We start from the raw sequence: 25,474 nt of genomic DNA on the forward strand, positions 1-25,474 counted from the left end.
CAGAATCTCTGACAAAACAAAACCCGGGTTATTCGCCCGGGTTTTTCTTTGACCGCATTTTCCATTTCAGCGTCCAGGCAGGCGTCAATTCTGGTAACGGTTCCAGATCGCCTTGTCGCCCATGCCGAGAACAAGTTTGCCATGAGCCGCGACGGTCTCCGCATCCAGTCGCGAGGGCAAAGGGCTTGGCCGTTGTAGCGGCTCAAGCGGTACGTCATCCTCGATGACGACCGTTTCCTGTTTGGCCGCCGAACCGAAACCGAGCGCCGTCTGACGCCCACCAATCATCTCGATGTAGACTTCCGCAAGCAGTTCGGAGTCGAGGAGCGCGCCGTGTTTGGTGCGGTGGGAATTGTCGATACCGTAACGCCGGCAGAGCGCATCGAGAGAGTTTGGTCCCATCGGGTGCTTGCGGCGGGCGAGCGAAAGCGTGTCCGTCACCAGATCGGCCGCGACCGGCTCAATGCCCAGACGGGCGAATTCAGCGTTGATGAAGCCCATATCGAATGTCGCATTATGCGCCACCCAGCGAGCACCCTCGAAGAAATCACGGATCTGGTCGACGACATCGGCGAATTTCGGCTTGTCTTTCAGGAAGTCGTCGGTAATGCCGTGAACAGCAAGCGCATCGGGGTGAACCTTGCGGTCTTCCGGGCTGATGTAGAGATGCAGCGTTTTCCCGGTTGGGAAATGGTTGATCAGCTCAATCCCGCCGATTTCGATAACACGGTCCAGTTTCGACTCAAGGCCCGTGGTTTCCGTATCGAAAATGATCTCACGCATTGTTTTCTCCGTGGCCCGAACCGGCGGCCAATCTTTGCAAGATTCCTCTTACCTGATCCCGCGCTGCTTCGACACCATTTCCGGTATCGACGACGAAATCGGCGCGTTTACACTTTTCAGCATCTGGCATCTGCCGGGCGAGGATCATTTCAAACTTCTCTTCCGTCATGCCCGGCCGGGATAAAACGCGCTGGCGCTGTATGTCAGGGGCGCAGCTGACGACCACTATTCTATCGACCCTCTCTTCAGCCCCGGTTTCAAACAGCAGGGGAATATCGAGAAGGGCGAACTGCCGAGCTTCTTCCCTAGCATTTGCGAGAAAGGCTTCCTGTTTCTCCCGGACAAGCGGATGGACAATCGCTTCGAGCTTGCCAAAATTAGCCGGATTCTCCCGCAGAACCTCGCCGAGCTTCTGGCGATCCACCGCACCGGAAAAGGTCGTACCCGGGAAAGCGGTTTCGATCAGGCCAACGGCTTCCGCCCGATAAAGCGCGTGCACGACCTCATCGGAATCGAGAACTGGAACGCCTTCTTCAGCAAACAGCTTTGCCGTCGTTGTTTTTCCCATTCCGATCGAGCCGGTAAGACCGATGACAATCATCAATGTTTTTCCATATCCGCGATGATGAGGGAGCGGAGGGTTTCGTCCACCTCCGGCATCTGGCCGAACCATCTCTCGAAGCCGGGTTTAGCCTGGTGAAGAAGCATGCCAAGCCCGTCAACAGTCGCAACGCCCTGCGCTTGCGCCATCTGGAGGATGGGCGTTATCAAGGGCACATAAACGATATCCGTCACGACGGCATTTTCTGCGAGCGGTGAGAAATCGAGGTCTGGCGCTTCGCTCCCATCCATTCCGAGCGACGTGGTGTTCACGAAAAGGCCGGCACCCTGCATGACCTCGTGAAGTGCGCCCTGCGGATGGGAAAAGACTCGGGGGCCAAAACGGTCTGCCAGTTCCCGGGCCCGCTCCACCGTGCGGTTCAGAATATGGATTTCAGCAATGTCGCGGTCCCTCAAGGACTGGACCACGGCGCGGCTGGCGCCGCCAGCTCCGAACACCACTGCCCGGTCAGTTTTATCCCACCCCGCGTGGCGCTCATCGAGATTGGAGACAAAACCGTAGCCATCTGTATTGGTGGCGCGAAGCTTGCCCTCTTCCATCCAGATGGTGTTTGCGGCACCCAGTTCTTCAGCCACCTCATCAGGACTATCCGCGAGCCTGTAGGCGGCTTCCTTGTGCGGGATGGTGACATTTCCGCCGACGGCGGACCCCGGCCCCTGCGCCCTTATTGTCGCAATGAAATTGGGAAAGTCGTCCGGCGTGACCTCCACGGCCTTATAGGAGCCGGAAATGCCAAATTTCTTCAGCCAATAGGAATGGATGATCGGCGAGCGGGAATGCTTGATCGGGTAACCGGCAACGAAGGCATTTATGGTTAATGTTTCACGTGAATCAGCCATCGATGACATCCATGTCGCGCAGTTTCGTTAATAGGGGCAAAAGCGGAAGACCGAGAATGGTGAAATAATCCCCCTCGATTGAAGTAAATAGCTGGATTCCCTCACCCTCGAGCTGATAGGCGCCAACGCTGCTCAAGGCTTTTTCCCCGACCCGTTGCAGGTGACGGGAGATAAATTCAGTGCTCAGATTCCGTACGGAGAGTTCGGCGGAGGAGACAGTCTGCCATAACACTTCCCCTCCCCGGACAAGAACGGCCGCACTGTTCAGCCGGTGAGTTTTGCCGGACAATGACAGCAGGTGCGCCTCGGCTTCCGCCATGGTTTTCGGTTTGTGATAAACACGGGTGCCAAGCGCCATTGTCTGGTCGCATCCAAGAACCAGTGCTGATGGATAGAGCGCACTGACCGCAAGCGCCTTGGCCCTGGCAAGTTCGAGTGCCACGTCCTCGGGACTGGCGCCATTTCTTTCCAGTTCTTCATCGAGCGCGCGCTCGTTTATATCCGCGGGAATCGCCGAGAATGTCAGCCCAGCATTGCGCATCAGCATCTGGCGTGATGCGCTGGACGAGGCGAGGATCAATTCTTGTTTCATCGACTGTCTGCTCCGAATGGTGCGATCCGGATTATCGTGTCCTCGGACGAAGGGCAAGAATGGCCGCGGCCGTTTCCTCGATGGAGCGTCGCGTAACATCAATCAGTGGCCAATTGTTGCGGGCACAGAGCGACCGCGCATATTTCAGCTCTTCCATGATGGTGGCGCGATCCGTGTAACGCCCGCTGTCAAATCCGCCGGTGACGCCAAGTTCACGGTTTTCACGCACCTGCGATATGCGATCAGATGTTGCAACGAGGCCGACGATCAGTGGCCTTGTCGCCGCATAAAGGCTTTCAGGCAGAGGCACGTTCGGAACGACGGGTATATTGGCGGTCTTTATTCCCCTGTTGGCGAGATAGATGCTGGTCGGTGTTTTCGATGTGCGGCTGATCCCGATAATGACGATATCGGCCTCGTCATAGGTTTCCGGCATCTGCCCATCATCATGATCCATGGCAAAATTGAGCGCTTCGATCCGTGCGAAATAATCCGCATTCAAGACATGCTGCGCTCCGACCCGCCGTCTGGAAGGCGCACCGAGATAGGTCTGAAAAATGCCGATGATCGGCTCGAGGACGTTGACACAGGGTACTCCGATCGCATGGCAGCGTAAGTCCAGGAACTCAGCCAGCTGCTGGTCAACGATGGTATAGAGGACGATGCCGGGTTCCTTGTCGATAAGGTCGACCACCTGGGCGAGCTGCTTCTGGTTCCTGATCATCGGATAAACATGTTCCACGGGCATGGAGGCATGAAACTGAGCCGAGACGGCGCGACCCGCCGACATGAGAGTCTCTCCCGTCGAGTCCGAAATCAGGTGCAAATGGAAGAAGCTTTTTTTGTTCTCCACGCTGTTTTTCTCCCGCTGTTGATAAACCGGGACAAACTTCCGAATTGTCCTGAAGGCCGAGCCGCGACGTGAATAAGGTGGTGTTTTTCCACAATCCGCAAGTGGCTTCAATCACCATCGGCGTGCCTGTGAATTGTTGGAAGAATGAAGACTTGTCCAGAATTTTCCCCAGGCTATCCACAGATCTGGATATTTTCCGCATAGGCGGTAAATAAATGAAATCATTCAATAAATCTTAGTTTTCCCTGTTGTCGGAGAACTGGCTATCAAATGATATCCGAAAAGACCAGTCACACTCCTCGACTGCGGCATTTCGACTGGAATGATTTTAATCCTTGCTACCCACAGACTCTAAGAAATAGAAAATCTTTTAAATCTCTTTGATTTTATTTTTTGAGAAGTTGGGTGGAATGAGCGAGCGCAAGGTTTTAAAGGTGTTGAACGGGCAAACGGTCACACCGCCGCCCATATGGCTGATGCGGCAGGCAGGGCGTTACCTTCCCGAGTACAGGGAAACGCGCAAGACCGCCGGCAGTTTCCTCGATCTCTGTTATAATCCCGAACTGGCGACCGAAGTGACCCTTCAGCCCATTCGTCGGTTCGGGCTCGACGCCGCCATTCTCTTTTCCGATATTCTGGTGATACCGGACGCACTTGATCGGAACGTATCCTTCAGCGAAGGCAAGGGTCCGGCGATGGACCCGATCGATGTCAATGGTATCGACAGGCTGGATGCTGCGAATGTCATTGCGCATCTTTCGCCGGTTTTTGAGACTGTGTCCCGCCTGCGCACGACATTGCCGGATGAGACGACCCTTCTTGGATTTTGCGGCGCGCCCTGGACGGTTGCCACCTACATGATTGCTGGGCACGGAACGCCTGACCAGGCGCCAGCGCGGCTCTTCGGTTATCAGGAGCCGGTTGCGATGGAGAAGCTTCTCGCTTTCCTCGCGGATATTTCTGCAGACTATCTGGTGGCGCAGATCGATGCTGGGGCAGATGCGGTTCAGATTTTCGATTCCTGGGCTGGCGTGCTCGGCGAGAAGGAATTCGAGGAATATGCGGTAAAACCGGTTGCGCGGATTATTGCCTCTGTGCGCGCCCGTCGTCCGTCCGCAAAGATCATCGCTTTCGCCAAGGGGGCGGGTTATCTTCTGAAGGATTATCGCCGCAAGACGGGTGCAGACGCCATTGGGCTAGATTGGTCTGTGCCCCTCAGCTTCGCTCGCGATCTTCAGAAGGAAGGCCCGGTGCAGGGTAATCTGGACCCGATGCTGATGGTGGCGGGCGGTAAGGCGTTGCAGGATGGCATCGATGCAGTGCTAGAGGGGCTCGGACAGGGTCCGCTGATCTTCAATCTCGGTCATGGCATTACCCCGCAGGCCGACCCGGAAAACGTCACGCGGCTGGTGCAGCGGGTGCGCGCTCTCGGAGCCGGGGCATGAGCAACGAGAAACAGACCTCCGCCCGTTCGGGAAACAGGGCCGCACTTCGTGCCGGAGTGGCACTTGGTGTCTTTGCGGCATTTGTCGCCTTGCTGTTTTACGCCGATCCAGCCGATCTCTATCTCTGGATCAAAGCGCTTCATATCATCGCGGTGATTTCCTGGATGGCGGCGATTTTTTACCTGCCGCGGCTGTTCATCTATCACACCGATGCGCCGGTCGGTTCACAGCAATCCGAAACCTTCAAGGTGATGGAACAGCGGCTGATCAAGGTCATCATGAATCCGGCGATGATGATATCCTGGGTGCTGGGACTTTATCTCGCCTGGTCGGTTTATGGTTTTTCCGGCGGCTGGCTGCATGCGAAGATCGGACTGGTCGTGATTTTGACGATCACCCATGTTTATTTCACCCGCAGCGCCAAACGTTTCGCGCGGGATGAAAATACCAGACCGGCCCGTCACTGGCGGTTGATGAATGAGGTTCCGACCGTCCTGATGATCCTCATCGTCATACTTGTGGTTGTGAAACCCTTTGGTTAAGACGGGGTAACGATAAATTTCGCGGAATTCGTGCTTTCCTCTTGCGGCGGCCGTGTTCAATCGCTATTTTCGCTTCACTCATCTTCGTGGCATGTGAATTATTCAGTCATCTGCGGTATCTCCCTCAGCATCTGATTCGCGAACACGCCCTCCCCCAAATACATTATCAAACGGTCTTTCCTTCATGGCTGAAATGAAGCTTCAGGAACTTAAGAGCAAATCGCCTACCGACTTGCTGACTTTTGCTGAATCCCTGGAAGTTGAAAATGCGAGCACCATGCGCAAGCAGGAGCTTATGTTCGCAATCCTCAAGGTTCTCGCGAGCCAGGACATCGAAATCATCGGCGAAGGCGTCGTCGAAGTCCTGCAGGACGGTTTCGGTTTTCTGCGGTCCGCAAACGCGAATTATCTCCCCGGTCCGGATGATATCTATATTTCGCCCTCGCAGATCCGCCGCTTCTCGCTGAAGACCGGCGATACCGTTGAAGGCCCGATCCGTGGACCCAAGGAAGGCGAACGTTATTTCGCGCTTCTCAAGGTCAACACGATTAATTTCGACGATCCTGAAAAGATCCGTCACAAGGTTCACTTCGACAATCTGACGCCGCTTTATCCAAACGAGCGCTTCAAAATGGAACTCGATGTTCCGACATCGAAGGATCTGTCTTCGCGGGTGATCGATCTCGTCGCACCGCTTGGCAAGGGCCAGCGTGGATTGATCGTCGCGCCGCCGCGCACCGGTAAAACCGTCCTGTTGCAGAACATCGCGCATTCCATCACGGCAAACCATCCGGAATGTTATCTGATCGTTCTGCTGATCGACGAACGCCCTGAGGAAGTCACGGACATGCAGCGTTCGGTCAAGGGCGAGGTTGTGTCCTCCACCTTCGACGAACCCGCCGTACGCCACGTTCAGGTCGCTGAAATGGTCATCGAGAAAGCCAAGCGCCTGGTCGAACACGGCCGCGACGTTGTCATCCTGCTCGATTCCATCACCCGTCTCGGACGCGCCTACAATACGGTCGTTCCGTCTTCCGGCAAGGTTCTGACCGGCGGTGTGGACGCCAATGCGCTCCAGAGGCCGAAGCGCTTCTTCGGTGCCGCACGTAACATCGAAGAAGGTGGTTCGCTGACGATTATCGCAACCGCACTGATCGATACGGGCAGCCGTATGGATGAAGTGATCTTCGAAGAATTCAAGGGTACGGGTAACTCGGAAATCGTGCTTGACCGCAAGGTCGCAGACAAGCGCATCTTCCCGGCGCTCGATATTCTCAAGTCCGGCACGCGCAAGGAAGACCTGCTGGTGCCGCGCCAGGACCTGCAGAAGATCTTCGTGCTTCGTCGAATTCTGGCACCCATGGGAACCATGGACGCCATCGAATTCCTCATCGACAAGCTCAAGCAGACCAAGACCAATTCGGACTTCTTCGAGTCCATGAATACCTGATCCGGAGTTTAGCCGGATTCATTGACCAAACTTTAAAGCCGCATCCGTTTGTTCGGATGCGGCTTGACTGTTTTAAACGAGGTGAGTGATGTCAGCTTCCGCCGATACGATCTACGCGCTTTCAAGCGGCGCTTTGCCGGCTGGTGTCGCCATCATCAGGATCAGCGGACCAAAAGCCTTTGAGGCTCTGGAAATATTGACCGGCCGCGCGCTTCCTGCTCCCCGACAGGTCACTCTGAGTTCGATTCGGGATCAAAACGAAGATATAATCGATCAGGCACTGACGGTTGTTTTCCCTGCTCCCAATTCCTTTACGGGTGAAGACTGCGTCGAGATTCACAGTCACGGCAGTCGCGCCGTTTTGGCGTCAATTTTCACCGAACTTGAAAATCATCAGGGACTCCGGCCTGCGGATGCGGGTGAATTCTCCCGCCGCGCATTTGAGAACGCCAAGATGGACCTTCTCGAGATCGAGGGGCTTGCGGATCTGTTGCAGGCGGAAACGGAAATGCAGCGACGCCTGGCGGTGGAGCAGAGTACGGGTAAATTGTCGGCCCTTTATGATGGCTGGGCAAATCGTTTGACTCGCGCCCGCGCGTTGATCGAGGCGGAACTCGATTTCGCCGATGAAGATGATATCCCGGATTCCGTCGCGTCCCAGGTCTGGCAGACAGTATCTGAGCTTAGGGATGAAATTGCCGGTCATCTGCGGAGTGGTGGAAATAGTGAAATCATCCGTGACGGCTTCAAGGTGGCGTTGGTCGGGGAACCCAATGCGGGCAAGTCCACTCTTCTGAACGCCTTGAGCGGTCGTGACGTGGCCATTGTGACCGACATAGCTGGCACCACCAGAGATGTTCTGAGTGTCGATATCAATCTGGATGGCTATCTGGTTCGGATATTCGATACCGCGGGAATCCGCGATACGCAGGATGTGGTCGAACAGGAGGGCGTTAGGCGCGCGGTTCTGACGGCGGAAACTGCTGATCTCATCCTGTTGTTGCGGGATAACGATTCGATTCCGAAACAATCCTTAACCTCCTTCGCGAACCAACGTCTTTTGCAGGTGCGAACCAAATCGGCACTTTCTCCTGCTGCTGAAGCGAGTTTTGACCTGTCTATTTCGGCTGGAGAAGGGCTCGGCCTGGATGAGCTGCGTGCAGCGATCAAGCGTGAGATCGAGAAACGCGTCGGCGCTGGGCAGACATTGGTTCCCGCGCGTGCGCGCCATAAAAAACGCCTTGAAGAGACGCTGAATTATGTTAGTGATGCGCTCCATTCCGAAGCCATGGACCTTGCGATAAGGTCTGAATATTTGAGGCTGGCGGCGACCTCACTCGGGCGTATTACGGGCCGCGTGGATGTGGAAGATTTGCTCGGCGTAATCTTCTCGGAATTCTGCATTGGAAAATGATTCACGTGAAACATTGGCTGCCGATGCGGCAAAGCTGATGAATTAAGATAGGGCGCAGGGATATGCACCAGTCATTCGATGTCATCGTTATCGGGGGCGGCCATGCCGGCAGCGAGGCCGCGGCTGCGGCTGCGCGACATGGTGCTAAAACCGCTCTCGTTACCCATAAGCGCGAAACGATTGGCGTGATGTCCTGCAACCCGGCGATCGGAGGTCTAGGCAAGGGACATCTCGTTCGAGAAATCGACGCATTGGATGGGCTGATGGGCCGCGTTGCGGATGCTGCAGGCATTCAGTTCCGTATGCTCAATCGCAAAAAAGGTCCTGCCGTTCGTGGCCCACGCACGCAGGCCGATCGACGTCTTTATCGCGAGGCCATGCAGCGCGAAATCAGTGCAATAGAGAATTTGACGATTATTGAGGGCGATGCTTTCGATATTGAAATGGCTGGTGATTGCGTCTCTGCCGTTATCATGGCGAATGGTAGCCGGATTCATTGTGGCGCTGTTGTGCTTACCAGCGGCACCTTCTTGCGTGGCCTCATTCATATCGGCTCCGAAAAGATTCCCGCCGGTCGCGTTGGTGAGGAGCCATCCCTCGGCCTCTCGCAAACGCTCTCGCGCCTGGGTCTTGCCATGGGCCGCTTGAAGACGGGAACCCCTGCCCGGCTCGACGGCCGTACGATCGACTGGAATGCGGTGGATCGACAGGCGGCTGACGAGGATCCCATCCCTTTCTCTTTCATGACGGATCACATTCTCAATCCGCAGATCGAATGTGGTGTCACCCGGACGACGCCGGCCGGGCATAAGATCATTCAAGACAATATTCACCTCTCGGCGATGTATTCGGGGCAGATCGAAGGGGTAGGCCCGCGATATTGCCCGTCGATAGAGGACAAGATCACCCGGTTCGGCGAACGCGATGGCCATCAGATATTTTTGGAACCGGAAGGGCTGGACGATCACACCATCTACCCAAACGGAATTTCGACGTCGCTTCCCGCATTCGTTCAGGAACAATTTATTCAAACTATACCGGGCTTGGAAAGAGTTTCCATTCTTCAGCCGGGTTATGCGATTGAGTATGATTACGTCGATCCTCGGGAGCTTAAGCCCTCTCTGGAGTGCCGTAAAATTCCGGGGTTGTTTCTTGCCGGGCAGATCAATGGAACGACGGGCTATGAAGAAGCCGCGGCTCAGGGTCTTGTGGCCGGGCTGAGCGCTTCGCTTTATGCTGGCGATGCTGACGCCATCTATTTTAGCCGCACGGAATCCTATATCGGCGTGATGATCGATGATCTGACCTCAAAAGGTGTCAGCGAACCCTATCGCATGTTCACATCGAGAGCTGAATATCGACTTTCGTTGCGTGTCGATAATGCCGACCTGCGGCTAACACCTATTGGTGACGCTGCCGGCATCATTGGTCGTGAGAGGCAAGAGCGCTTCTCGGGTTTCCTCTCGGATCTGGATAAGGGACGGGAGGTGATGAAAAACATGTCTATCAGCCCGTCTCAGGCAGCGAAACAGGGATTGAAGCTAAATCAGGATGGCCAGCGCCGCACGGTATATGAATTGCTCGCCTATCCCGAGATGAGCCTGGAGACGCTTGCTGTGCATTGGCCGGAGTTGCGATCGATTGACAGCAAAGTTTCTGAGGTTTTGCAAATTGAGGCCAGCTATGCCGTCTATATGCAGCGCCAGAGCGCAGATATTGTCGATATCAAGCGAGACGAGGATAGAAAAATCCCCGGTGATTTCGATTTTCAGACCTTGTCCGGTCTTTCCAACGAATTGAAACAAAAGCTGGAAAAGGCGCGTCCTGAAAACATTGCACAGGCTGCCCGTGTTGACGGTATGACGCCTGCTGCTATATCGCTGCTACTCGCACTGCTGCGGAAAAGCTCTGCAACGCGAAATGAAAAAATGCGCATGCACCAATAGCGAGTCGGACTATGAAGATAAACGGCCAGAGTGTTTCACGTGAAACACAGGAAAGACTCGAGCACTTTGTCGAGCTTTTCAAGAAGTGGAATAAAACCACAAATCTGGTGGCGCCTTCAACTCTTACTGAGCTTTGGAGCCGGCACGTGGCCGATAGCGCGCAGATATTTCAGCTCTCCCCTGGACCTAAAAAATGGATCGATCTCGGCAGCGGCGGTGGATTTCCTGGCGTTATCACCGCGATTTTCCTGGCCGAGCTCGGCGATGGCTGGGTTGATCTCGTCGAAAGCAACAATAAAAAAGCAGCTTTTCTGCGCATTGCGCTGAAGGAAACCGGCGCAAGAGGCTCCGTTCATCCAGTCAGGATTGAAAAAGCGCCACAATCGGTAAAAGACTGCGACGCCGTTTCCGCGAGAGCACTTGCGGAGCTGGATTTGTTGTTCGACTATATCCATCCTTGGGCGAAGAATAATCCGCATCTCAAGGCCTATTTTAATAAAGGCCGGGATTATGATTCCGAAGTGCAGAAAGCGCATGGCCGCTGGCAGTTTGATCTGGTAAAACATCAGAGTGTCATTGAGGCAGATTCTGTTGTTCTTGAAATCAGAAACCTCATTTTAAGGCACTGACGAACTGACCGGGTGCGGCATGAGCTTTGAGAAAAATCGGATTATCGCAGTTGCAAACCAGAAGGGCGGCGTTGGCAAAACAACGACGGCCATCAATCTGGCGACCGCATTGGCGGCGATCGGTGAGCGCGTGTTGATCATTGATCTTGATCCGCAGGGTAATGCCAGCACCGGGCTCGGTATCGATCGTAAAGAGCGCAAATTGTCATCCTACGATCTCCTGGTGGGCGATAATGGCATCTCCGAAGTCGCGGTTCCGACAGCGGTTCCGAATTTGGACATTGTTCCTTCGACGATGGATTTGCTCGGCTTCGAAATGCAGGTCGCGAATGTCAATAATCGTGTGTTTCTGCTGCGCGCTGCCATGGAAACACCGGAGGCGAGAGCTTACTCCTATATCCTGGTTGATTGCCCGCCCTCTTTTAACCTCCTGACCATGAATGCCATGACGGCCGCGCATTCCGTGCTGGTGCCGTTGCAGTGTGAGTTCTTCGCACTGGAAGGTCTCAGCCAGTTGCTGGATACGGTAAGTCAGATAAGGGGCTCGGTTAATCCGCAGCTGGATATTCAGGGTATCGTCCTGACGATGTTTGATGCGCGCAACAACTTGGCGCAACAGGTCGTTACCGATGTGCGGACGCATCTGGGCGAAAAGGTTTACCACACGCTCATTCCGCGTAATGTTCGCGTTTCCGAAGCGCCGTCTTATGGTAAGCCAGCAATTCTTTACGACCTCAAATGCGCCGGTAGCCAAGCCTATTTGCAGCTGGCGTCTGAAGTGATCCAGAGAGAGCGTCTGCGCAAGGCCGCGTGACGTTCACCGGAATGTATGGAGTAATATCTTATGAGTGATGATCTTTCCAAGCGTCGGCTCGGGCGTGGTCTTGCGGCGCTGATCGGAGAAATGGATCAACCGGTGCCAGTGGGTGAGCCGCAGCGCGCCGTCAACGCTGATCGCACCATTCCGATTGAGTTCATTGCCCGCAGCCAGAGAAACCCACGTCGCCATTTTGATGAGAATGAGCTGCAGGATCTTGCCGCATCCATTCGTCAGCATGGAATTGTTCAGCCTGTGGTGGTGCGAACGGTTGGTGTCAACCGCTACGAGATTATCGCCGGTGAACGGCGCTGGCGCGCGGCGCAGCTGGCTGGTTTTACGGATGTGCCGGTCATCGTTCGTGATGTGGACGATCGCACGGCCCTGGAGCTGGCGATTGTCGAAAACGTGCAGCGTTCCGACCTCAATCCGCTTGAAGAGGCAATGGGTTACGAACAGCTGATTGCCGAACATGGTTACACTCAGAACGATCTCGGTGAAATCATCGGCAAAAGCCGAAGCCATGTTGCAAATAGCTTGCGGTTGCTGAAGCTGCCCGATCCGGTGCGCGATATGCTGGCAGACGGTTCTCTTTCCGCCGGCCATGCGCGAGCGCTGGTGTCGACTTCCGATCCGGCGACTTTGGCGAAGACCATCGTCTCCAAAGGTCTCTCGGTTCGTGATGCCGAACGTCTGGCGCAAAATGATATCAAGTCGCAGGGCGATGTTACCGAGAAGCGTCCGGCTGCCGAGAAGGACTCCGATACCATTGCGCTGGAACGCAGCCTATCCGACGCCCTTGGTCTTGATGTGAAGATCAGCCACAAAGGCGGTTCCGGACAAATCCGTATTGGCTACCGCACACTGGAGCAACTGGAAGCGGTCTGCCGACTTTTGGAACAGAAATAAGTAATCATCTGTTTTTATTGAAAAATACCCGCTTTTAGCGGGTATTTTTTGTTTTACCGATCAAAAATCGATCGCCCGACCTTTTATTTCATAGTCACCGAAACGAACGGGTTCTGCGCCGCCGCGGCCACCGGTTTCCGGTGGTAATTGAAGATCCGCCTGCTGTTTGCGGCGCTCTTCCGCTTCCTTCAATGCGCGTTCCGCCGCCGGCGAAAGCCGCTTCGCCATTTCCGCGCCGTTGTCATTGTCTGCATCCTGCATGAGAATCCTCCCTGTGACGGGATATTGAAATATGTTTGCCGTTTACCAGATTATATAATCAAACCGGCTTTATAAACCCCCGGAATATTCCCTGATAGATGATGAGGAGATTTTGGCAGATGAACATGATGCGCACGGCAATGCTTCTGGCATTCATGACGGCATTGTTCATGGGTGTCGGTTTTCTGATCGGCGGCAAAGGCGGCATGATGATTGCTTTCCTCATCGCTGCCGGCATGAATCTGTTCTCCTACTGGAACTCAGACAGGATGGTCCTTTCCGCCTATCGCGCGAAGGAGATCGATGAGGCCAATGCGCCCGAATTCTTTCATATGATCCGCGATCTCTCGCATAATGCCGGCCTGCCGATGCCAAAGGTCTATATTTACGATAGCCCGCAGCCCAATGCATTCGCGACGGGAAGAAACCCGCAAAATGCCGCTGTCGCCGCCTCGACGGGCTTGCTCGAGCGTCTGACACCTGAAGAAGTAGCCGGTGTCATGGCGCATGAGCTGGCACATGTGCAGAACCGGGATACGCTGACCATGACGATCACCGCGACGCTGGCGGGCGCGATCTCCATGCTGGGCAATTTCGCTTTCCTGTTCGGCGGCAATCGCGAAAACAACAATAATCCGCTTGGCTTCATCGGCGTTCTGGTCGCGATGATCGTGGCACCGCTGGCTGCGATGCTGGTGCAGATGGCCATCAGCCGTACCCGGGAATATTCCGCCGACCGGCGCGGCGCGGAAATATGTGGCAATCCGCTGTGGCTGGCGTCTGCGCTACAGAAGATTTCCGGTATGGCGCAGCAGATTCACAATGACGATGCTGAGCGCAACCCGGCAACGGCGCATATGTTCATCATCAACCCGCTCTCCGGCGAGCGCATGGACAATCTCTTCTCCACCCATCCAAATACGGAAAACCGCGTGGCGGCATTGCACGCAATGGCACATGAGTTTTACCCGCGAGGATCGACGCCGACGCCAGCGAATGATAAGCCTCTGCGCAAATCAGGCTCGGTTCCCTCGACAGGCAGGGGCCGAGGCAATGAAAACGAGCGCAAAGGGCCGTGGTCTTGACATCCGATATGCAGAATAAGCCGGCGCGGTCCAAAAAGCCGAGGTCGGCCAATGGCAAGGGCCGTGAAGACGGCCCTTCGTCTTTCCAGGATAAGCCGGGCCTTGCAGCACGCATTGCCGCGACGCGCATTCTCGCAGCCGTTCTTGAAAAGAAGACATCGCTCGACGGAATGTTGGACAGCGAAAACGGTAATCCCGTTTATCGCGCGCTTTCCCTTGCAGACCGGGCGTTGGTAAGAGCCATCGTCAACAGCGCGCTTCGCCACCTCCCGTGTATCGAGACGGCGCTATCGATGCTACTTGACGGGCCGTTGCCGCAGGGCGCCCGTTCGCTGCATCACGTCCTTGTCGTCGGTGCGGCGCAGATGCTCTATCTGGATGTTCCGGATCATTCCGCTGTGGATCTGGCCGTGGAACAGGCCCATCGCGATCCGCGCAACAAGCGTTTCGTCAAGCTTGTGAACGCGGTTCTGCGGCGGCTGGGTCGGGAAAAAACGGACATCGAACAGGCCATTGCGCAGGTTCCGGTGCTGCCGGACTGGTTCTATGCACGCCTGGTTTCGGCCTATGGCGATGAGACTGCAAAGCGGATTTCCGAGGCGCAGCTGACGCCGTCCTCCATCGATCTCACGGTCAAGGCCGATCCGGCTCTGTGGGCGGAGAAGCTGGGCGGCACGCTCCTGCCAAATGGCAGTGTGCGGCTTGGGGAATTCGACGGCCAAATTCCCTCGCTGCAGGGCTTTGCCGAGGGGGCGTGGTGGGTGCAGGATCTCGCTGCCAGCATGCCGGTGAGGCTGATGGGTGATATTTCAGGCAAGCGTGTTGCCGATCTCTGTGCGGCTCCGGGCGGCAAGACCGCCCAGCTTGCGCTTGCAGGCGCGAAAGTGACCGCGCTTGACCAGTCCGGCAATCGTCTTCGCCGCCTGAGGGAAAATCTCGACCGGCTCGGCCTTCACGCCGAAACGGTGGAGATCAATATGATGAAGTACCAGCCGGAACAGCCTTTCGACGCCGTCCTTCTCGATGCGCCCTGCTCGTCAACCGGCACGCTTCGTAAACATCCCGATGTCTGCTGGACCAAGGATGAAAATGATATTGCCAAACTTGCAGCTCTTCAGGGCCAGATGCTGCGACATGCACTCACCATGATCGATTCCGGCGGCATTGTTGTCTTTTCCAACTGCTCGCTCGATCCCTCGGAAGGGGAAATGATGATCGCGCAGGTTCTCGCGGAAAACCCCGGCATTGAGCGTATTGCCGTCCGCAAGGAGGACTGGCCTGCAATGGAAGCCGCCATCACGGCAGAGGGCGATCTTCGCACGACGCCGGATATGTTCGGTGGGGTCGATGGGTTTTTTAGCAGTGTCTTGCGTAAGAAGTAGAAAAAAGCGAAGCTTTCGCGAATCATTAGATATTTATCGATAACGTTCCGGTCATCGCGGTTCACTGATAAAAACAAAACATGTGAACGGGAAACACAGCTTGTTAGGGTCCTTCGCAGGCAGCATGAATGCGGCCGGTCTTCTTTCACGGATGGCGTATCGGCATCTGTGTGTCGGCCTCACTCCTTTGCGCCTGCATCTATCGCGGTTTGCCAATCGTGTTCCCGACGGGCTGGTGGCAGCGCCCACCGATCTCAGGGCCATCGACCCCTATTTTGCCGAGGAACTCCTGCACGGCCGCATAGCGCTTGCTGGTCGCGTGGTTGAAACCGGCGGCCTGTCGCCATTTCAGGTGGATTATCCTTCGCTGGTTTTCGAAGAGCGGCTACATGCGTTCGGCTGGTTGCGGCATATCCGTTCCGACAGATCGAGCGAGGCGTGTAAGCGCGCCCGCCGCATCGTTGCCGAGTGGATCGCCATCAATGGCAAGCGGCTCACCGGCACAGCCTGGTCACCGGAGATTGCGGCGCAGAGGTTGATCGCCTGGCTGTCCCACTCCCCCGTCGTTCTATATGAGGCTGACGCGGGCTTTTACCGCCGCTTTCTGAAAAGCCTTGCCTTTCATGTCCGTTATCTCGACAGGATCGTGAAACACGCACCCGATGGGGAAGCGAGGCTAAGGATCAGGATTGCTCTGGCCATGGCCTCCATCGCCATGCCCACCCGCCTTTCCCGCATTACTCGGCATGGAATGAAGCTGGCTCAGGAAATGGAACGCCAGATTCTTCCCGATGGCGGTCATGTTTCCCGTAATCCGCGGGTCATGCTGGATCTGCTGCTCGATCTTTTGCCGCTTCGGCAAAGCTATATCAATCTCGGCCACGACCTGCCGTCCGGGCTTGTGCCGGCGATAGACCGCATGTTTCCGGCAATCCGGTTTTTCCGGCATCAGGGCGGGGATCTGGCGCTGTTTAACGGCGCGACGGCCACGCTTGCAAATGAACTTGTCTCCGTGCTCCGCTATGATGAAACGGCGGGCCGGCCCTCCAAAGTGCTGCCGGATGTGAATTATCATCGGCTTGCGACCGATGATACCGTCATCATTGTGGATACGGGCTATCCCGGTTCGGCGGAGCTTTCACGCAACGCCCATTCGGGGTGTCTGTCTTTTGAGATGTCCTGCGGCAAGAACAGGTTCATCGTCAATTCCGGCTTTCCCAAAAATGCAGCACCGGAATATCAGCGGGCCAGCCGGTCGACGGCCGCCCACTCCACCGTGACACTGGCGGACACCTCGTCTTGCAGGCTGTCGCGTTCGAGACTGCTTGGACCCATCATGGTTTCCGGAGTCAGCCATGTCGATAGCCGGCGCGGAGCGGATGGAAATGGCAATGATGTCCTGTGGGCGTCACATGACGGATATCTGCAGAATTTCGGCTGTTATCATGAGCGGGAAATCGAATTGAATGCAGCGGGAACGAAGATAAAGGGCCGCGACCTTCTGCGTGCCGACGAAAATGCCGTTAAAGCCCAATTGCAGTCGGTTTCGGCCGTGTCGCGTTTCCATATCCACCCCCACATCCAGCTGCATCAGCGGGATGAGGAGTCGGTTTATCTGGAGGCGGCGGACGGAACGACCTGGCTGTTTTCGGCACCGGGACTGGAGCTTTTCGTCACCGAGGATGTCTTTATGGCCGATGCGTCCGGCATGCGGCCCTCGCAGCAGATCGAGCTGCCTTTTAACCTCGCCAATACGCGTGAAATCCGCTGGCTCATCGAACGCAAGGCCTAGACGGTTCCAGGCGGGTTTCAGGCAAAAACCGCCCTTAGTTTACACCGTTCCTCGTTACCGCTGTTTATTAATACGGCAAGCTGTGTTAACGCGGCGGCAATTGCTGGATCAATCCCAGTCCAGCCTGTCCTCCCCGTTGAACGGAGTATGCCTGATGGCTGTCGTGTCCAAAAAAATCCCCGCGCCCGATAAGGTCAAAATCCGCACGGCGCTTCTTTCCGTGTCCGACAAGACGGACATTATCGAGCTTGCGACGGTTCTGTCGAAGCTCGGCGTCAAGCTCCTGTCGACGGGCGGAACGGCAAAGGCCATCGCGGATGCGGGCCTGCCGGTGACGGATGTTTCCGACGTGACCAATTTTCCGGAGATCATGGACGGCCGCGTCAAGACCCTGCATCCCAACGTCCATGGCGGGCTTCTGGCGATCCGGGACGATGCGGACCATGTCGAGGCCATGAAGGCGCATGGTATCCAGGCGATCGATCTCTCCGTCATCAACCTTTATCCCTTCGAGGAAGTGCGCGCCAAGGGCGGCGATTATCCGACAACGGTTGAGAATATCGATATTGGCGGCCCGGCGATGATCCGCGCTTCCGCCAAGAACCATGCCTATGTCACTGTTGTTACTGACCCATCAGACTATCCCGCCCTGGTGGAAGCCCTGCAGGCCGATGATGGCCAGACCTCTTACGCGCTGCGCCAGACATTTGCCGCCAAGGCCTATGCCCGCACTGCCGCTTACGACGCGGTGATTTCCAACTGGTTTGCCGAGGCGCTTTCTATCGAAACACCGGATTACCGAGCCATCGGTGGCGCGCTGAAGGAAAAGATGCGCTATGGCGAGAACCCGCACCAGAGCGCCGGCTTTTATCTGACCGGTGAAAAGCGTCCTGGCGTCGCAACGGCAACGCTGCTTCAGGGCAAGCAGCTTTCCTACAATAACATCAACGACACGGATGCGGCTTACGAGCTTGTGGCGGAATTCCTGCCCGAAAATGCGCCGGCTGTCGCGATCATCAAACACGCAAACCCCTGCGGCGTCGCGACTGGTCCCACACTTGCTGAAGCTTACCGGCGGGCGCTGGCATGCGATTCCGTGTCTGCCTTTGGTGGCGTCATCGCCTTGAACCGCACGCTCGATGCGGAAACAGCGGAAGAGATCGTCAAGCTCTTCACCGAAGTCATCATCGCGCCTGACGTAACCGAAGAGGCCAAGGCAATCATTGCCCGCAAGCCGAACCTTCGCCTGCTGACCGCCGGTGGTCTGCCCGATCCGCGCGCGGCGGGCATTACAGCCAAGACCGTTTCGGGTGGTCTGCTGGTACAGAGCCGCGACAATGGCATGGTCGAGGATCTTGAGCTGAAGGTTGTCACCAAGCGTGCGCCGACGCCGCAAGAGCTTGAAGACATGAAATTCGCCTTCAAGATCGCCAAGCATGTTAAATCGAACGCCGTGATCTACGCCAAGGACGGGCAGACGGCTGGTATCGGCGCTGGCCAGATGAGCCGGGTCGATTCCGCCCGTATCGCCGCTCAGAAGGCGGAAGATGCGGCCAAGGCGCTGGGGCTTGCCGAACCGCTTACACGCGGTTCCGCCGTGGCCTCGGAAGCGTTTTATCCCTTCGCCGATGGTCTGCTTGCTGCAATTGCCGCTGGTGCTACCGCTGTTATTCAGCCGGGCGGCTCGATGCGCGATCAGGAAGTGATCGATGCGGCGAATGAGCATAATGTAACGATGGTATTCACAGGCATGCGCCACTTCCGCCATTGAGCCAATATCGTCAGTGCAAATAAAAGGCCCGGAAAGCAATTTCCGGGCTTTTTGTTTCACGTGGGACAATCGGGATTTCTCGAATGCAAACCCGTCATTGCCTTTTTATCTGAAGTGCTTCAGGTCACCGCTCCCACCTGCCATGGCACGAATTCATTGTCACCATAGTCGTAAATCTCACTCACTGTCTTGTCGCCCGAAGCCACTGCAAGAATGTGTTCAAAAATTCGTTCGCCGGATTCTTCGATGGTCTCAGCGCCGGTGACGATCTCGCCGCAGTTGAGGTCCATGTCTTCCTTCATGTGTTCATACATTTCGGAATTGGTGGCGATCTTGATGCAGGGCGCAGGCTTGAACCCCGAAACGGAGCCGCGGCCGGTGGTGAAACAGATGACGTTGCAGCCGCCGGCAACCTGGCCGGTGACGGCAACCGGATCGTAGCCGGGCGTATCCATGAAAACGAAGCCCTGTTCGGTCACGGTTTCCGCAAATTCATAAACAGCTTTCAACGGCATGGAGCCGCCCTTGGCGACCGCGCCCAGCGATTTCTCCAGAATGGTGGTGAGGCCGCCGAGCTTGTTGCCGTGGGACGGGTTGTTGTTCAGCTCGTCGCCGTTGCGCGCGGTGTAATCCCGCCACCAGTCAATGCGCTGCAAAAGCTTTTCGGCGACCGCGGGCGTGACGGCTCGCTTTGTTAACAGGTGCTCGGCACCGTAAATTTCCGGGGTTTCGGAAAGAACCGTCGTGCCGCCGTTGCGGACGATGAGGTCGGAGGCATAACCCAGAGCCGGGTTGGCGGATATGCCGGAGTAACCGTCAGAACCGCCGCATTCCAGCGCCACTTTCAGTTTTGAAAGCGGTTGTTTGGTCCGCCTGGCAGCATTGACCATTGGCAACATGGCCCTGATCTCGGCAATTGCCGCATCGATCGTCTTGCGTGTGCCGCCGTGCTGCTGAATGGTCATGGTGCGCAGCCGCTCCCCCTCTTCCATCTTGTAATGTTCAAGAATGGGGGCGATCTGGTTGGTTTCGCAACCGAGGCCTATCAGCAGAATGCCGCCAAAATTCGGATGGCGCGCGTAACCCTGAATGGTGCGGATCAGGAGGCGATACCCCTCCGATTTTGTATTGAGCGCACAGCCGCCGCCATGGGTCAGCGCCACGACGCCGTCGACATTGTCGAAACCGTCAAGCCCGCCCTGCTTGTTGAAATAATCGGCGATGTAACGCGATACCGTGGCGGAACAGTTCACCGAAGCGATGACGCCGATATAATTGCGCGTGCCAACGCCGCCGAGACCACGGTCATAGCCCATGAAGGTGCGGCGCTCGGTTTCCGGTACCATGCCCTTTTCTTCGATATCGACACTGAACTGATGGGCGTGTTCAGATGGTACCATGGCAAGATTGTGCAGATGCACGTGCTTGCCGGGCTCGATATCCTGGGTGGCGATACCGATCACCTGCCCATATTTCAACACCTCGTCTCCGGACCGGATGAATTTCAGGGCCACCTTGTGTCCACGCCCGATCAGTTCACGGGCCGTCAGATCGCCCCTGCCCGTCGCACCACCGGCCGGAATCGACCGGCGTGCCACCGCGACATTGTCGTTGGCGTTCAGCAAAATGGTTGCCTCGGAATTCTCACTCACGGGTTTTCCTCCTCCCGGTATATTGCCTGCTATATTTTAGATTCAGCTATCCACCCAGCGCCTCTTGGAGCCTTCCAGATGGATGTGCATGGCGGCCTGCGCCAGCAGCGGGTCCTTCAGCTCCAGAGCCGCCAGAATTGCCTCGTGCTCCTGAAGAGCAAAGGCCCATGTATCGCGATCTTCGAATTTCACGCGCAGCTGGGCGGAAATGGGGCTGTGGCGCTCATCGAAGAGGTTCGCCACCAGCCGCGCCAGAACGCTGTTTCCGGATTGCTCGGCAATAGTGACGTGAAACAGCCTGTCCTGATCCAGAGGCTTGCGTCCCGCCTCTATTTCCTTCTGCATGGTGTTCAGGATCTGACGAAGGCTGGCGATTGTTTCATCGGTCATGCGGCCTGCCGCCAAAACGATAGTCGCGCCCTCCAGTGCGGCCCGTGCCTGCATCAGTTCAGATGGGCTATCGCCCAGTGACTTGGTGTGATGGGTCGTCTGAAGGGCCTCGGTCGACACGTAAACGCCGGAACCCATGCGAATTTCAACCGTGCTGTCGATTTCAAGCGCAATCAGCGCTTCGCGCAGGGACGGCCTTGAAACGCCAAGTTTTTGCGCCAGTTCCCGCTCCGCCGGAAGCCGCGTTCCGGGCAGAAACTCGCCCAAATCGATGAGCTCGCGTATCTGGTCCGCAATCTGCTGATAAAGCCTGCGTGGTTCCGCTATTTTGGCCTGACCATTCATGTGTTTTCTGATGAGCCCTGTCTGCGATCTATATTTGGCCTTACCGTAACGCCAAGCGCATCAATACGCAAGAAATTACTTAAATATATGAATTATAAGTATTATTATGAATATAGCTGCTAGGTGACCCTACGCACCTTCGACGCCATTTTTCAAGTTTTGACCAAATTGGCTTGACCATTCGAAAAAACCGGCCTAACCATTCGGCCTGTTCATGATACCCCGGTGGAGCGGGGAGCACGGCTGGGAGGTTTTCAGATGTCGCAGGGCGCATCGACAATTCGGGGCGATTTTTCGCCTGAGGAGACCGCGCGCGGCGAGCGTTCCGTTCTTCTGCGTCTCGACAATATCAGCAAGGAATTTCCGGGCGTCAAAGCGCTGTCCAACGTGCATTTCGATTTGCGCAGTGGTGAAGTGCATGCCGTCTGTGGTGAAAATGGTGCGGGAAAATCGACGCTGATGAAAATCGTCAGCGGGGTCTACCAGCCGAGTGACGGCACCATTCTGCACAAGGGCGTCAAGGTGCAATATGCATCGCCGCTGGAGTCCGAAGCCGCCGGTATCGCCATCATCCATCAGGAACTGAACCTCGTTCCGCATCTCTCCGTCGCCGAGAACATTTATCTTGCGCGCGAGCCGCGCCGCGGTTTCCTCGTTGACCGCAAAAAGTTACGCCTTGACGCCAAGCGCTGTCTCGACCGGCTGGGCGTCGATATAGACCCAGACCAGATTGTCCGCGGTCTTTCGGTTGCTCAATGTCAGATGGTGGAGATCGCCAAGGCGCTGTCTCTCGATGCTGAAGTCCTGATCATGGATGAGCCGACCTCCTCGCTGACCGAGCAGGAGACACGGCTCCTGTTCAAGGTCATTCGCGATCTCAAGGCATCCGGCGTCGGCATTGTTTATATTTCTCACCGCCTTGATGAAATGGCCGAGATTGTCGACCGCGTAACGGTTTTGCGCGACGGACGCTATATTTCGACCGATGATTTCGCCTCGATCACCGTTGACGATATCGTTACGCGCATGGTGGGACGTTCGCTGGAGGACAAATTCCCCGAGCGCACGTCAAAGCCATCGGAAGACGTTATTTTCTCCGTTGAAGGGCTGACGCGGGCGGGCATATTCCAGGATATCTCGTTTTCCCTGCGGCGCGGCGAGATTCTGGGTTTTGCCGGTTTGATGGGGGCCGGACGCACCGAGGTGGCGCGCGCGATCTTCGGAGCCGATGCGCTGGACAGCGGTAAAATCGTATTTGAGAGCCGCGAGCTTTCCATTCGCTCACCGCAGGACGCCATCAGGGAAGGCATCGCCTATCTCTCGGAAGACCGCAAAAGTGATGGTCTCGCCATCAAGATGTCGGTCGCCGCCAACACAACGCTTGCCAATATAGGTGAGGTGTCCAACCGTTTCGGGCTGATCGATTTCAAGAAGCACGACGATGTCGCCAGGCGTTATGTCGACCTTCTGAATATCCGCACCCCATCGATTGAACAGACGGTGCGGCTGCTTTCGGGCGGCAACCAGCAGAAAATCATCATCGGCAAATGGCTGTTCCGGCAGTCGCGTGTGCTGTTCTTCGATGAGCCGACGCGTGGCATCGATGTCGGCGCGAAATTCGCGATCTACAAGATCATGGACGAGCTGGCCGCGCAGGGCATCGGCGTCATTCTCATCAGTTCGGAACTGCCGGAAATTCTGGGTCTGACGGATCGTATCGCCGTTTTCCATCAGGGCCGTATCACGGGCGTGCTCGAAACCGCCAAGACCAATCAGGAAGAAATCATGCGTTATGCGTCCGGTTACGGCCGGGCGGCGCAGTGAGGAACGACATGGCCAATATTGCAGAACCCAAGAAGAGCTTTGCTGTCAGCGACCGCCAGAAGGATATTATCCAGAAATTTGCGGCGCTCGGCAGCCTCTTTGCGCTTGTCGCGGTCTTCTCCGCAACCAGCAGTGCATTCTTCACCGTCAATAATGGCATGACGATCGCGCTGCAGGTGACCTCCATCGCCCTGCTCGGTATCGGCGCAACCTGTGTCATCATCACCGGCGGTATCGATCTGTCCGTGGGTTCGGTGCTTGCGCTTGCAGGCGTCGTTGCCGCCCTTGCGGTGAAGGAACTCGGCATGCCGGTGCCGATCGGCATGTTGCTCGGCATTCTCACCGGGTCGCTCTGCGGTCTCATCAACGGTCTTCTGGTCACCCGTTTCAAGCTGCCGCCCTTCATCGCCACCCTTGGCATGATGCTGATCGCCCGTGGCGTGGCGCTGCAGATAACGGGTGCGCGTGCGGTCTCCGGCCTCGGTGAATCCTTCGGCGAACTCGGTAATGGCGCCCTCTTCCGCATCGTCAATATTGGTGACGACGGCTTTCCGAATGTTGTGTTTCCCGGCATCCCCTACCCCGTTATCCTGATGGTGGTGATTGCGCTTGCGGTTTCCTTCATGCTCAACCGCTCGATCCTCGGCCGTCATATCTATGCCGTTGGTTCCAATGCCGAAGCCGCACGCCTTTCCGGTGTCAACGTCGCCCGTGTCACCAATTTCACTTACATCCTGTCCGGCACACTCGCAGGCTTGACCGGCTGCGTGCTGATGTCGCGCCTCGTCACTGCCCAGCCGAATGAGGGTGTGATGTATGAGCTGGACGCCATTGCCAGCGCGGTTATCGGCGGCACGTCACTCATCGGCGGTGTGGGTACGATTTCCGGCACGGCCATCGGCGCCTTCGTCATCGGCATCCTGCGCAACGGTCTCAATATGAATGGCGTTTCCGCCTTCACGCAACAGATCATCATCGGCCTCGTCATTCTGGTCACCGTCTGGATCGACCAGTTGCGCAACCGCCGCTGATCAAAGGGCTGCGGACCCTTTCCGCAAAAAAGATCGGCAGGGGAGGCCCGGTATGCCGACATCACGGAGGAAGAAATGAAGAAAATTGCGACTGCCCTTCTGACATCCGCAATCGCGCTGTGGAGTGTTTCCACCGTGCAGGCCGGCGAAATCGCCGTCATCGTCAAGACCGTGAATTCCACCTTCTGGCAGAACGTCCAGAAGGGCGCTGACGCGGCGATGAAGAATTCTTCCGGCAATACCATGACCTTTCAGGGTCCGGCTGCCGAATCGGCCATCGCCGATCAGGTCAACATGGTCGAGAACGCCATCAACCGTAAGGTCGCAGGCATTGTTCTCGCACCTTCCGATCCGGACGCGCTGGTTCCTGCCGTCAAGAAGGCCTGGGAGGCCCGTATTCCGGTGGTTCTAATCGACTCGCAGCTGGCAAAGGGCTCGGAGCAATATTACCAGTCGTTCCTCGCGACCGACAACAAGAAAGCCGGCGAACTGGCAGCGCAGGCGTTGATCGACAAGGTGGGCAAGGAAGGCAAGATTGCCGTCATGTCTTACGTCGCCGGTGCCGGCTCGGAAATCGGCCGTGTCGGCGGTTTCACCGACTACATCCAGATGAATTCCAACCTGAAGATTGTCGGCCCTTTCTATTCGCAGTCGCAGATGGCGACCGCTCTGAACCAGACCACTGACGTTCTGGCCGCGAATTCCGATCTGAAGGGCATTTTCGGCGCCAATGAGCCAACGGCAATCGGCGTCGGCCGTGCGCTCGCCCAGAGCGGCAAGGCCGGCAAGGTCGTTGCCATCGGTTTCGACGGCAACCAGGACCTTCAGGGCTTCGTCAAGGATGGCACGCTGGCCGGTATCGTCGTTCAGGGTTCCTATCAGATGGGCGAGAAGGGCGTGGAGACCATTTCCAAGCTCATCAACAAGGAAAAGGTCGACAAGTTCGTCGACACCGGCGTCGTTGTTGTCACCAAGGACAATGTCGACAAGCCGGAAGCCAAGAACGTTCTTTACTGACGCATGACGGCGCGCCGCCCTGGCGGCGCGCCTCAAAATCTAGAGATGCGGGGTCCCAGGCGAAAACCGCGTGTTATTTTTCG

23 protein-coding genes are annotated in these 25,474 nt (G+C 56.4%); 15 read left to right on the forward strand and 8 right to left on the reverse strand.

The window, feature by feature from the left end:
- Nucleotides 1–84: 84 nt before the first annotated feature.
- Genes dnaQ through AC1ROR_RS18425 form a run of 5 tightly spaced genes read right to left on the reverse strand, consistent with a single transcriptional unit; the run spans nt 85 to nt 3,689 of the window.
- Nucleotides 85–783: a DNA polymerase III subunit epsilon gene (dnaQ, locus tag AC1ROR_RS18405; RefSeq protein WP_035221965.1), complete on the reverse strand. Its 699-nt coding sequence runs from the start codon at nt 781–783 to the stop codon at nt 85–87.
- Nucleotides 776–1,384: a dephospho-CoA kinase gene (gene coaE, locus AC1ROR_RS18410; RefSeq protein ID WP_498590302.1), complete on the reverse strand. Its 609-nt coding sequence runs from the start codon at nt 1,382–1,384 to the stop codon at nt 776–778. The genes dnaQ and coaE overlap by 8 nt, the downstream gene beginning before the upstream one ends.
- Nucleotides 1,384–2,244, reverse strand: a complete 861-nt coding sequence (locus AC1ROR_RS18415; RefSeq protein WP_498590303.1) for a shikimate dehydrogenase — start codon at nt 2,242–2,244, stop codon at nt 1,384–1,386. The genes coaE and AC1ROR_RS18415 overlap by 1 nt, the downstream gene beginning before the upstream one ends.
- Nucleotides 2,237–2,836: a Maf-like protein gene (locus AC1ROR_RS18420; RefSeq protein WP_498590304.1), complete on the reverse strand. Its 600-nt coding sequence runs from the start codon at nt 2,834–2,836 to the stop codon at nt 2,237–2,239. Before AC1ROR_RS18420 ends, AC1ROR_RS18415 begins: the two co-directional genes overlap by 8 nt.
- Before the next feature lie 31 nt (nt 2,837–2,867).
- The gene (locus AC1ROR_RS18425) at nt 2,868–3,689 is read right to left on the reverse strand and encodes a pyruvate, water dikinase regulatory protein (RefSeq protein ID WP_498590305.1); all 822 of its coding nucleotides are present in this window, start codon (nt 3,687–3,689) and stop codon (nt 2,868–2,870) included.
- A 410-nt stretch (nt 3,690–4,099) separates the two neighbouring features.
- Here AC1ROR_RS18425 and hemE point away from each other — a divergent pair, with 410 nt between their 5' ends.
- The 8 genes from hemE (at nt 4,100) to AC1ROR_RS18465 (ending at nt 12,841) form a co-directional block, all read left to right on the forward strand.
- Complete coding sequence (gene hemE, locus AC1ROR_RS18430) at nt 4,100–5,134, forward strand: uroporphyrinogen decarboxylase (RefSeq protein ID WP_498590306.1); 1,035 nt, start codon at nt 4,100–4,102, stop codon at nt 5,132–5,134.
- Entirely contained in the window at nt 5,131–5,676 is a 546-nt protein-coding gene (hemJ, locus tag AC1ROR_RS18435; RefSeq protein WP_498590307.1) for a protoporphyrinogen oxidase HemJ, read from the forward strand. The genes hemE and hemJ overlap by 4 nt, the downstream gene beginning before the upstream one ends.
- 184 nt (nt 5,677–5,860) lie before the next feature.
- Entirely contained in the window at nt 5,861–7,126 is a 1,266-nt protein-coding gene (rho, locus tag AC1ROR_RS18440; protein WP_003492784.1) for a transcription termination factor Rho, read from the forward strand.
- An 88-nt stretch (nt 7,127–7,214) separates the two neighbouring features.
- The gene (mnmE, locus tag AC1ROR_RS18445; protein ID WP_498590308.1) at nt 7,215–8,540 is read left to right on the forward strand and encodes a tRNA uridine-5-carboxymethylaminomethyl(34) synthesis GTPase MnmE; all 1,326 of its coding nucleotides are present in this window, start codon (nt 7,215–7,217) and stop codon (nt 8,538–8,540) included.
- 62 nt (nt 8,541–8,602) lie between these two features.
- Entirely contained in the window at nt 8,603–10,486 is a 1,884-nt protein-coding gene (mnmG, locus tag AC1ROR_RS18450) for a tRNA uridine-5-carboxymethylaminomethyl(34) synthesis enzyme MnmG (RefSeq protein ID WP_498590309.1), read from the forward strand.
- A gap of 11 nt (nt 10,487–10,497) precedes the next feature.
- Nucleotides 10,498–11,115, forward strand: a complete 618-nt coding sequence (gene rsmG, locus AC1ROR_RS18455; RefSeq protein WP_498590310.1) for a 16S rRNA (guanine(527)-N(7))-methyltransferase RsmG — start codon at nt 10,498–10,500, stop codon at nt 11,113–11,115.
- Between the two features lie 19 nt (nt 11,116–11,134).
- Nucleotides 11,135–11,929, forward strand: coding sequence for a ParA family protein (locus tag AC1ROR_RS18460; protein WP_035221942.1), 795 nt, complete (start codon nt 11,135–11,137; stop codon nt 11,927–11,929).
- A gap of 30 nt (nt 11,930–11,959) precedes the next feature.
- Nucleotides 11,960–12,841 carry a ParB/RepB/Spo0J family partition protein gene (locus AC1ROR_RS18465; RefSeq protein ID WP_080836325.1) on the forward strand — a complete coding sequence of 294 codons (882 nt, stop codon included), beginning with the start codon at nt 11,960–11,962 and terminating at the stop codon, nt 12,839–12,841.
- Between the two features lie 60 nt (nt 12,842–12,901).
- Here AC1ROR_RS18465 and AC1ROR_RS18470 read toward each other — a convergent pair whose 3' ends face one another.
- Nucleotides 12,902–13,102 (reverse strand): DUF1674 domain-containing protein, encoded by a 201-nt coding sequence (locus tag AC1ROR_RS18470; protein ID WP_035221936.1) that lies wholly within the window; start codon nt 13,100–13,102, stop codon nt 12,902–12,904.
- A 119-nt stretch (nt 13,103–13,221) separates the two neighbouring features.
- Between AC1ROR_RS18470 and htpX the strand changes: the two genes are divergently transcribed.
- The 4 genes from htpX (at nt 13,222) to purH (ending at nt 19,132) form a co-directional block, all read left to right on the forward strand.
- The gene (gene htpX, locus AC1ROR_RS18475) at nt 13,222–14,187 is read left to right on the forward strand and encodes a zinc metalloprotease HtpX (protein ID WP_035221934.1); all 966 of its coding nucleotides are present in this window, start codon (nt 13,222–13,224) and stop codon (nt 14,185–14,187) included.
- Entirely contained in the window at nt 14,184–15,569 is a 1,386-nt protein-coding gene (locus tag AC1ROR_RS18480) for an RsmB/NOP family class I SAM-dependent RNA methyltransferase (protein ID WP_498590447.1), read from the forward strand. The genes htpX and AC1ROR_RS18480 overlap by 4 nt, the downstream gene beginning before the upstream one ends.
- A gap of 124 nt (nt 15,570–15,693) precedes the next feature.
- Nucleotides 15,694–17,361 (forward strand): heparinase II/III family protein, encoded by a 1,668-nt coding sequence (locus tag AC1ROR_RS18485; RefSeq protein WP_498590448.1) that lies wholly within the window; start codon nt 15,694–15,696, stop codon nt 17,359–17,361.
- Nucleotides 17,362–17,515: 154 nt separating this feature from the next.
- Nucleotides 17,516–19,132, forward strand: coding sequence for a bifunctional phosphoribosylaminoimidazolecarboxamide formyltransferase/IMP cyclohydrolase (purH, locus tag AC1ROR_RS18490; RefSeq protein ID WP_498590311.1), 1,617 nt, complete (start codon nt 17,516–17,518; stop codon nt 19,130–19,132).
- Nucleotides 19,133–19,251: 119 nt separating this feature from the next.
- Here the strand turns inward: purH and AC1ROR_RS18495 are convergent, their stop codons facing one another.
- Together AC1ROR_RS18495 and AC1ROR_RS18500 are read right to left on the reverse strand one after the other, a co-directional pair.
- On the reverse strand, nt 19,252–20,784 hold the full coding sequence (locus tag AC1ROR_RS18495) for a UxaA family hydrolase (RefSeq protein WP_035221928.1): 1,533 nt from the start codon (nt 20,782–20,784) through the stop codon (nt 19,252–19,254).
- Nucleotides 20,785–20,826: 42 nt separating this feature from the next.
- Nucleotides 20,827–21,519, reverse strand: a complete 693-nt coding sequence (locus AC1ROR_RS18500; RefSeq protein WP_035221925.1) for a FadR/GntR family transcriptional regulator — start codon at nt 21,517–21,519, stop codon at nt 20,827–20,829.
- A gap of 258 nt (nt 21,520–21,777) precedes the next feature.
- On the opposite strand from AC1ROR_RS18500, the gene AC1ROR_RS18505 reads away from it, so the two are divergent.
- The 3 genes from AC1ROR_RS18505 to AC1ROR_RS18515 all read left to right on the forward strand — a co-directional run bounded on the left by AC1ROR_RS18505 (nt 21,778) and on the right by AC1ROR_RS18515 (nt 25,391).
- The gene (locus AC1ROR_RS18505) at nt 21,778–23,343 is read left to right on the forward strand and encodes a sugar ABC transporter ATP-binding protein (RefSeq protein ID WP_035221924.1); all 1,566 of its coding nucleotides are present in this window, start codon (nt 21,778–21,780) and stop codon (nt 23,341–23,343) included.
- Between the two features lie 8 nt (nt 23,344–23,351).
- Nucleotides 23,352–24,374: an ABC transporter permease gene (locus tag AC1ROR_RS18510; RefSeq protein WP_035221922.1), complete on the forward strand. Its 1,023-nt coding sequence runs from the start codon at nt 23,352–23,354 to the stop codon at nt 24,372–24,374.
- 75 nt (nt 24,375–24,449) lie between these two features.
- A complete protein-coding gene (locus tag AC1ROR_RS18515) occupies nt 24,450–25,391 on the forward strand; it encodes an ABC transporter substrate-binding protein (protein WP_498590312.1) in 942 nt (313 codons plus the stop codon).
- Nucleotides 25,392–25,474 lie beyond the last annotated feature (83 nt).

Source organism: Agrobacterium sp. GW821-FHT14E08, from assembly GCF_058803865.1.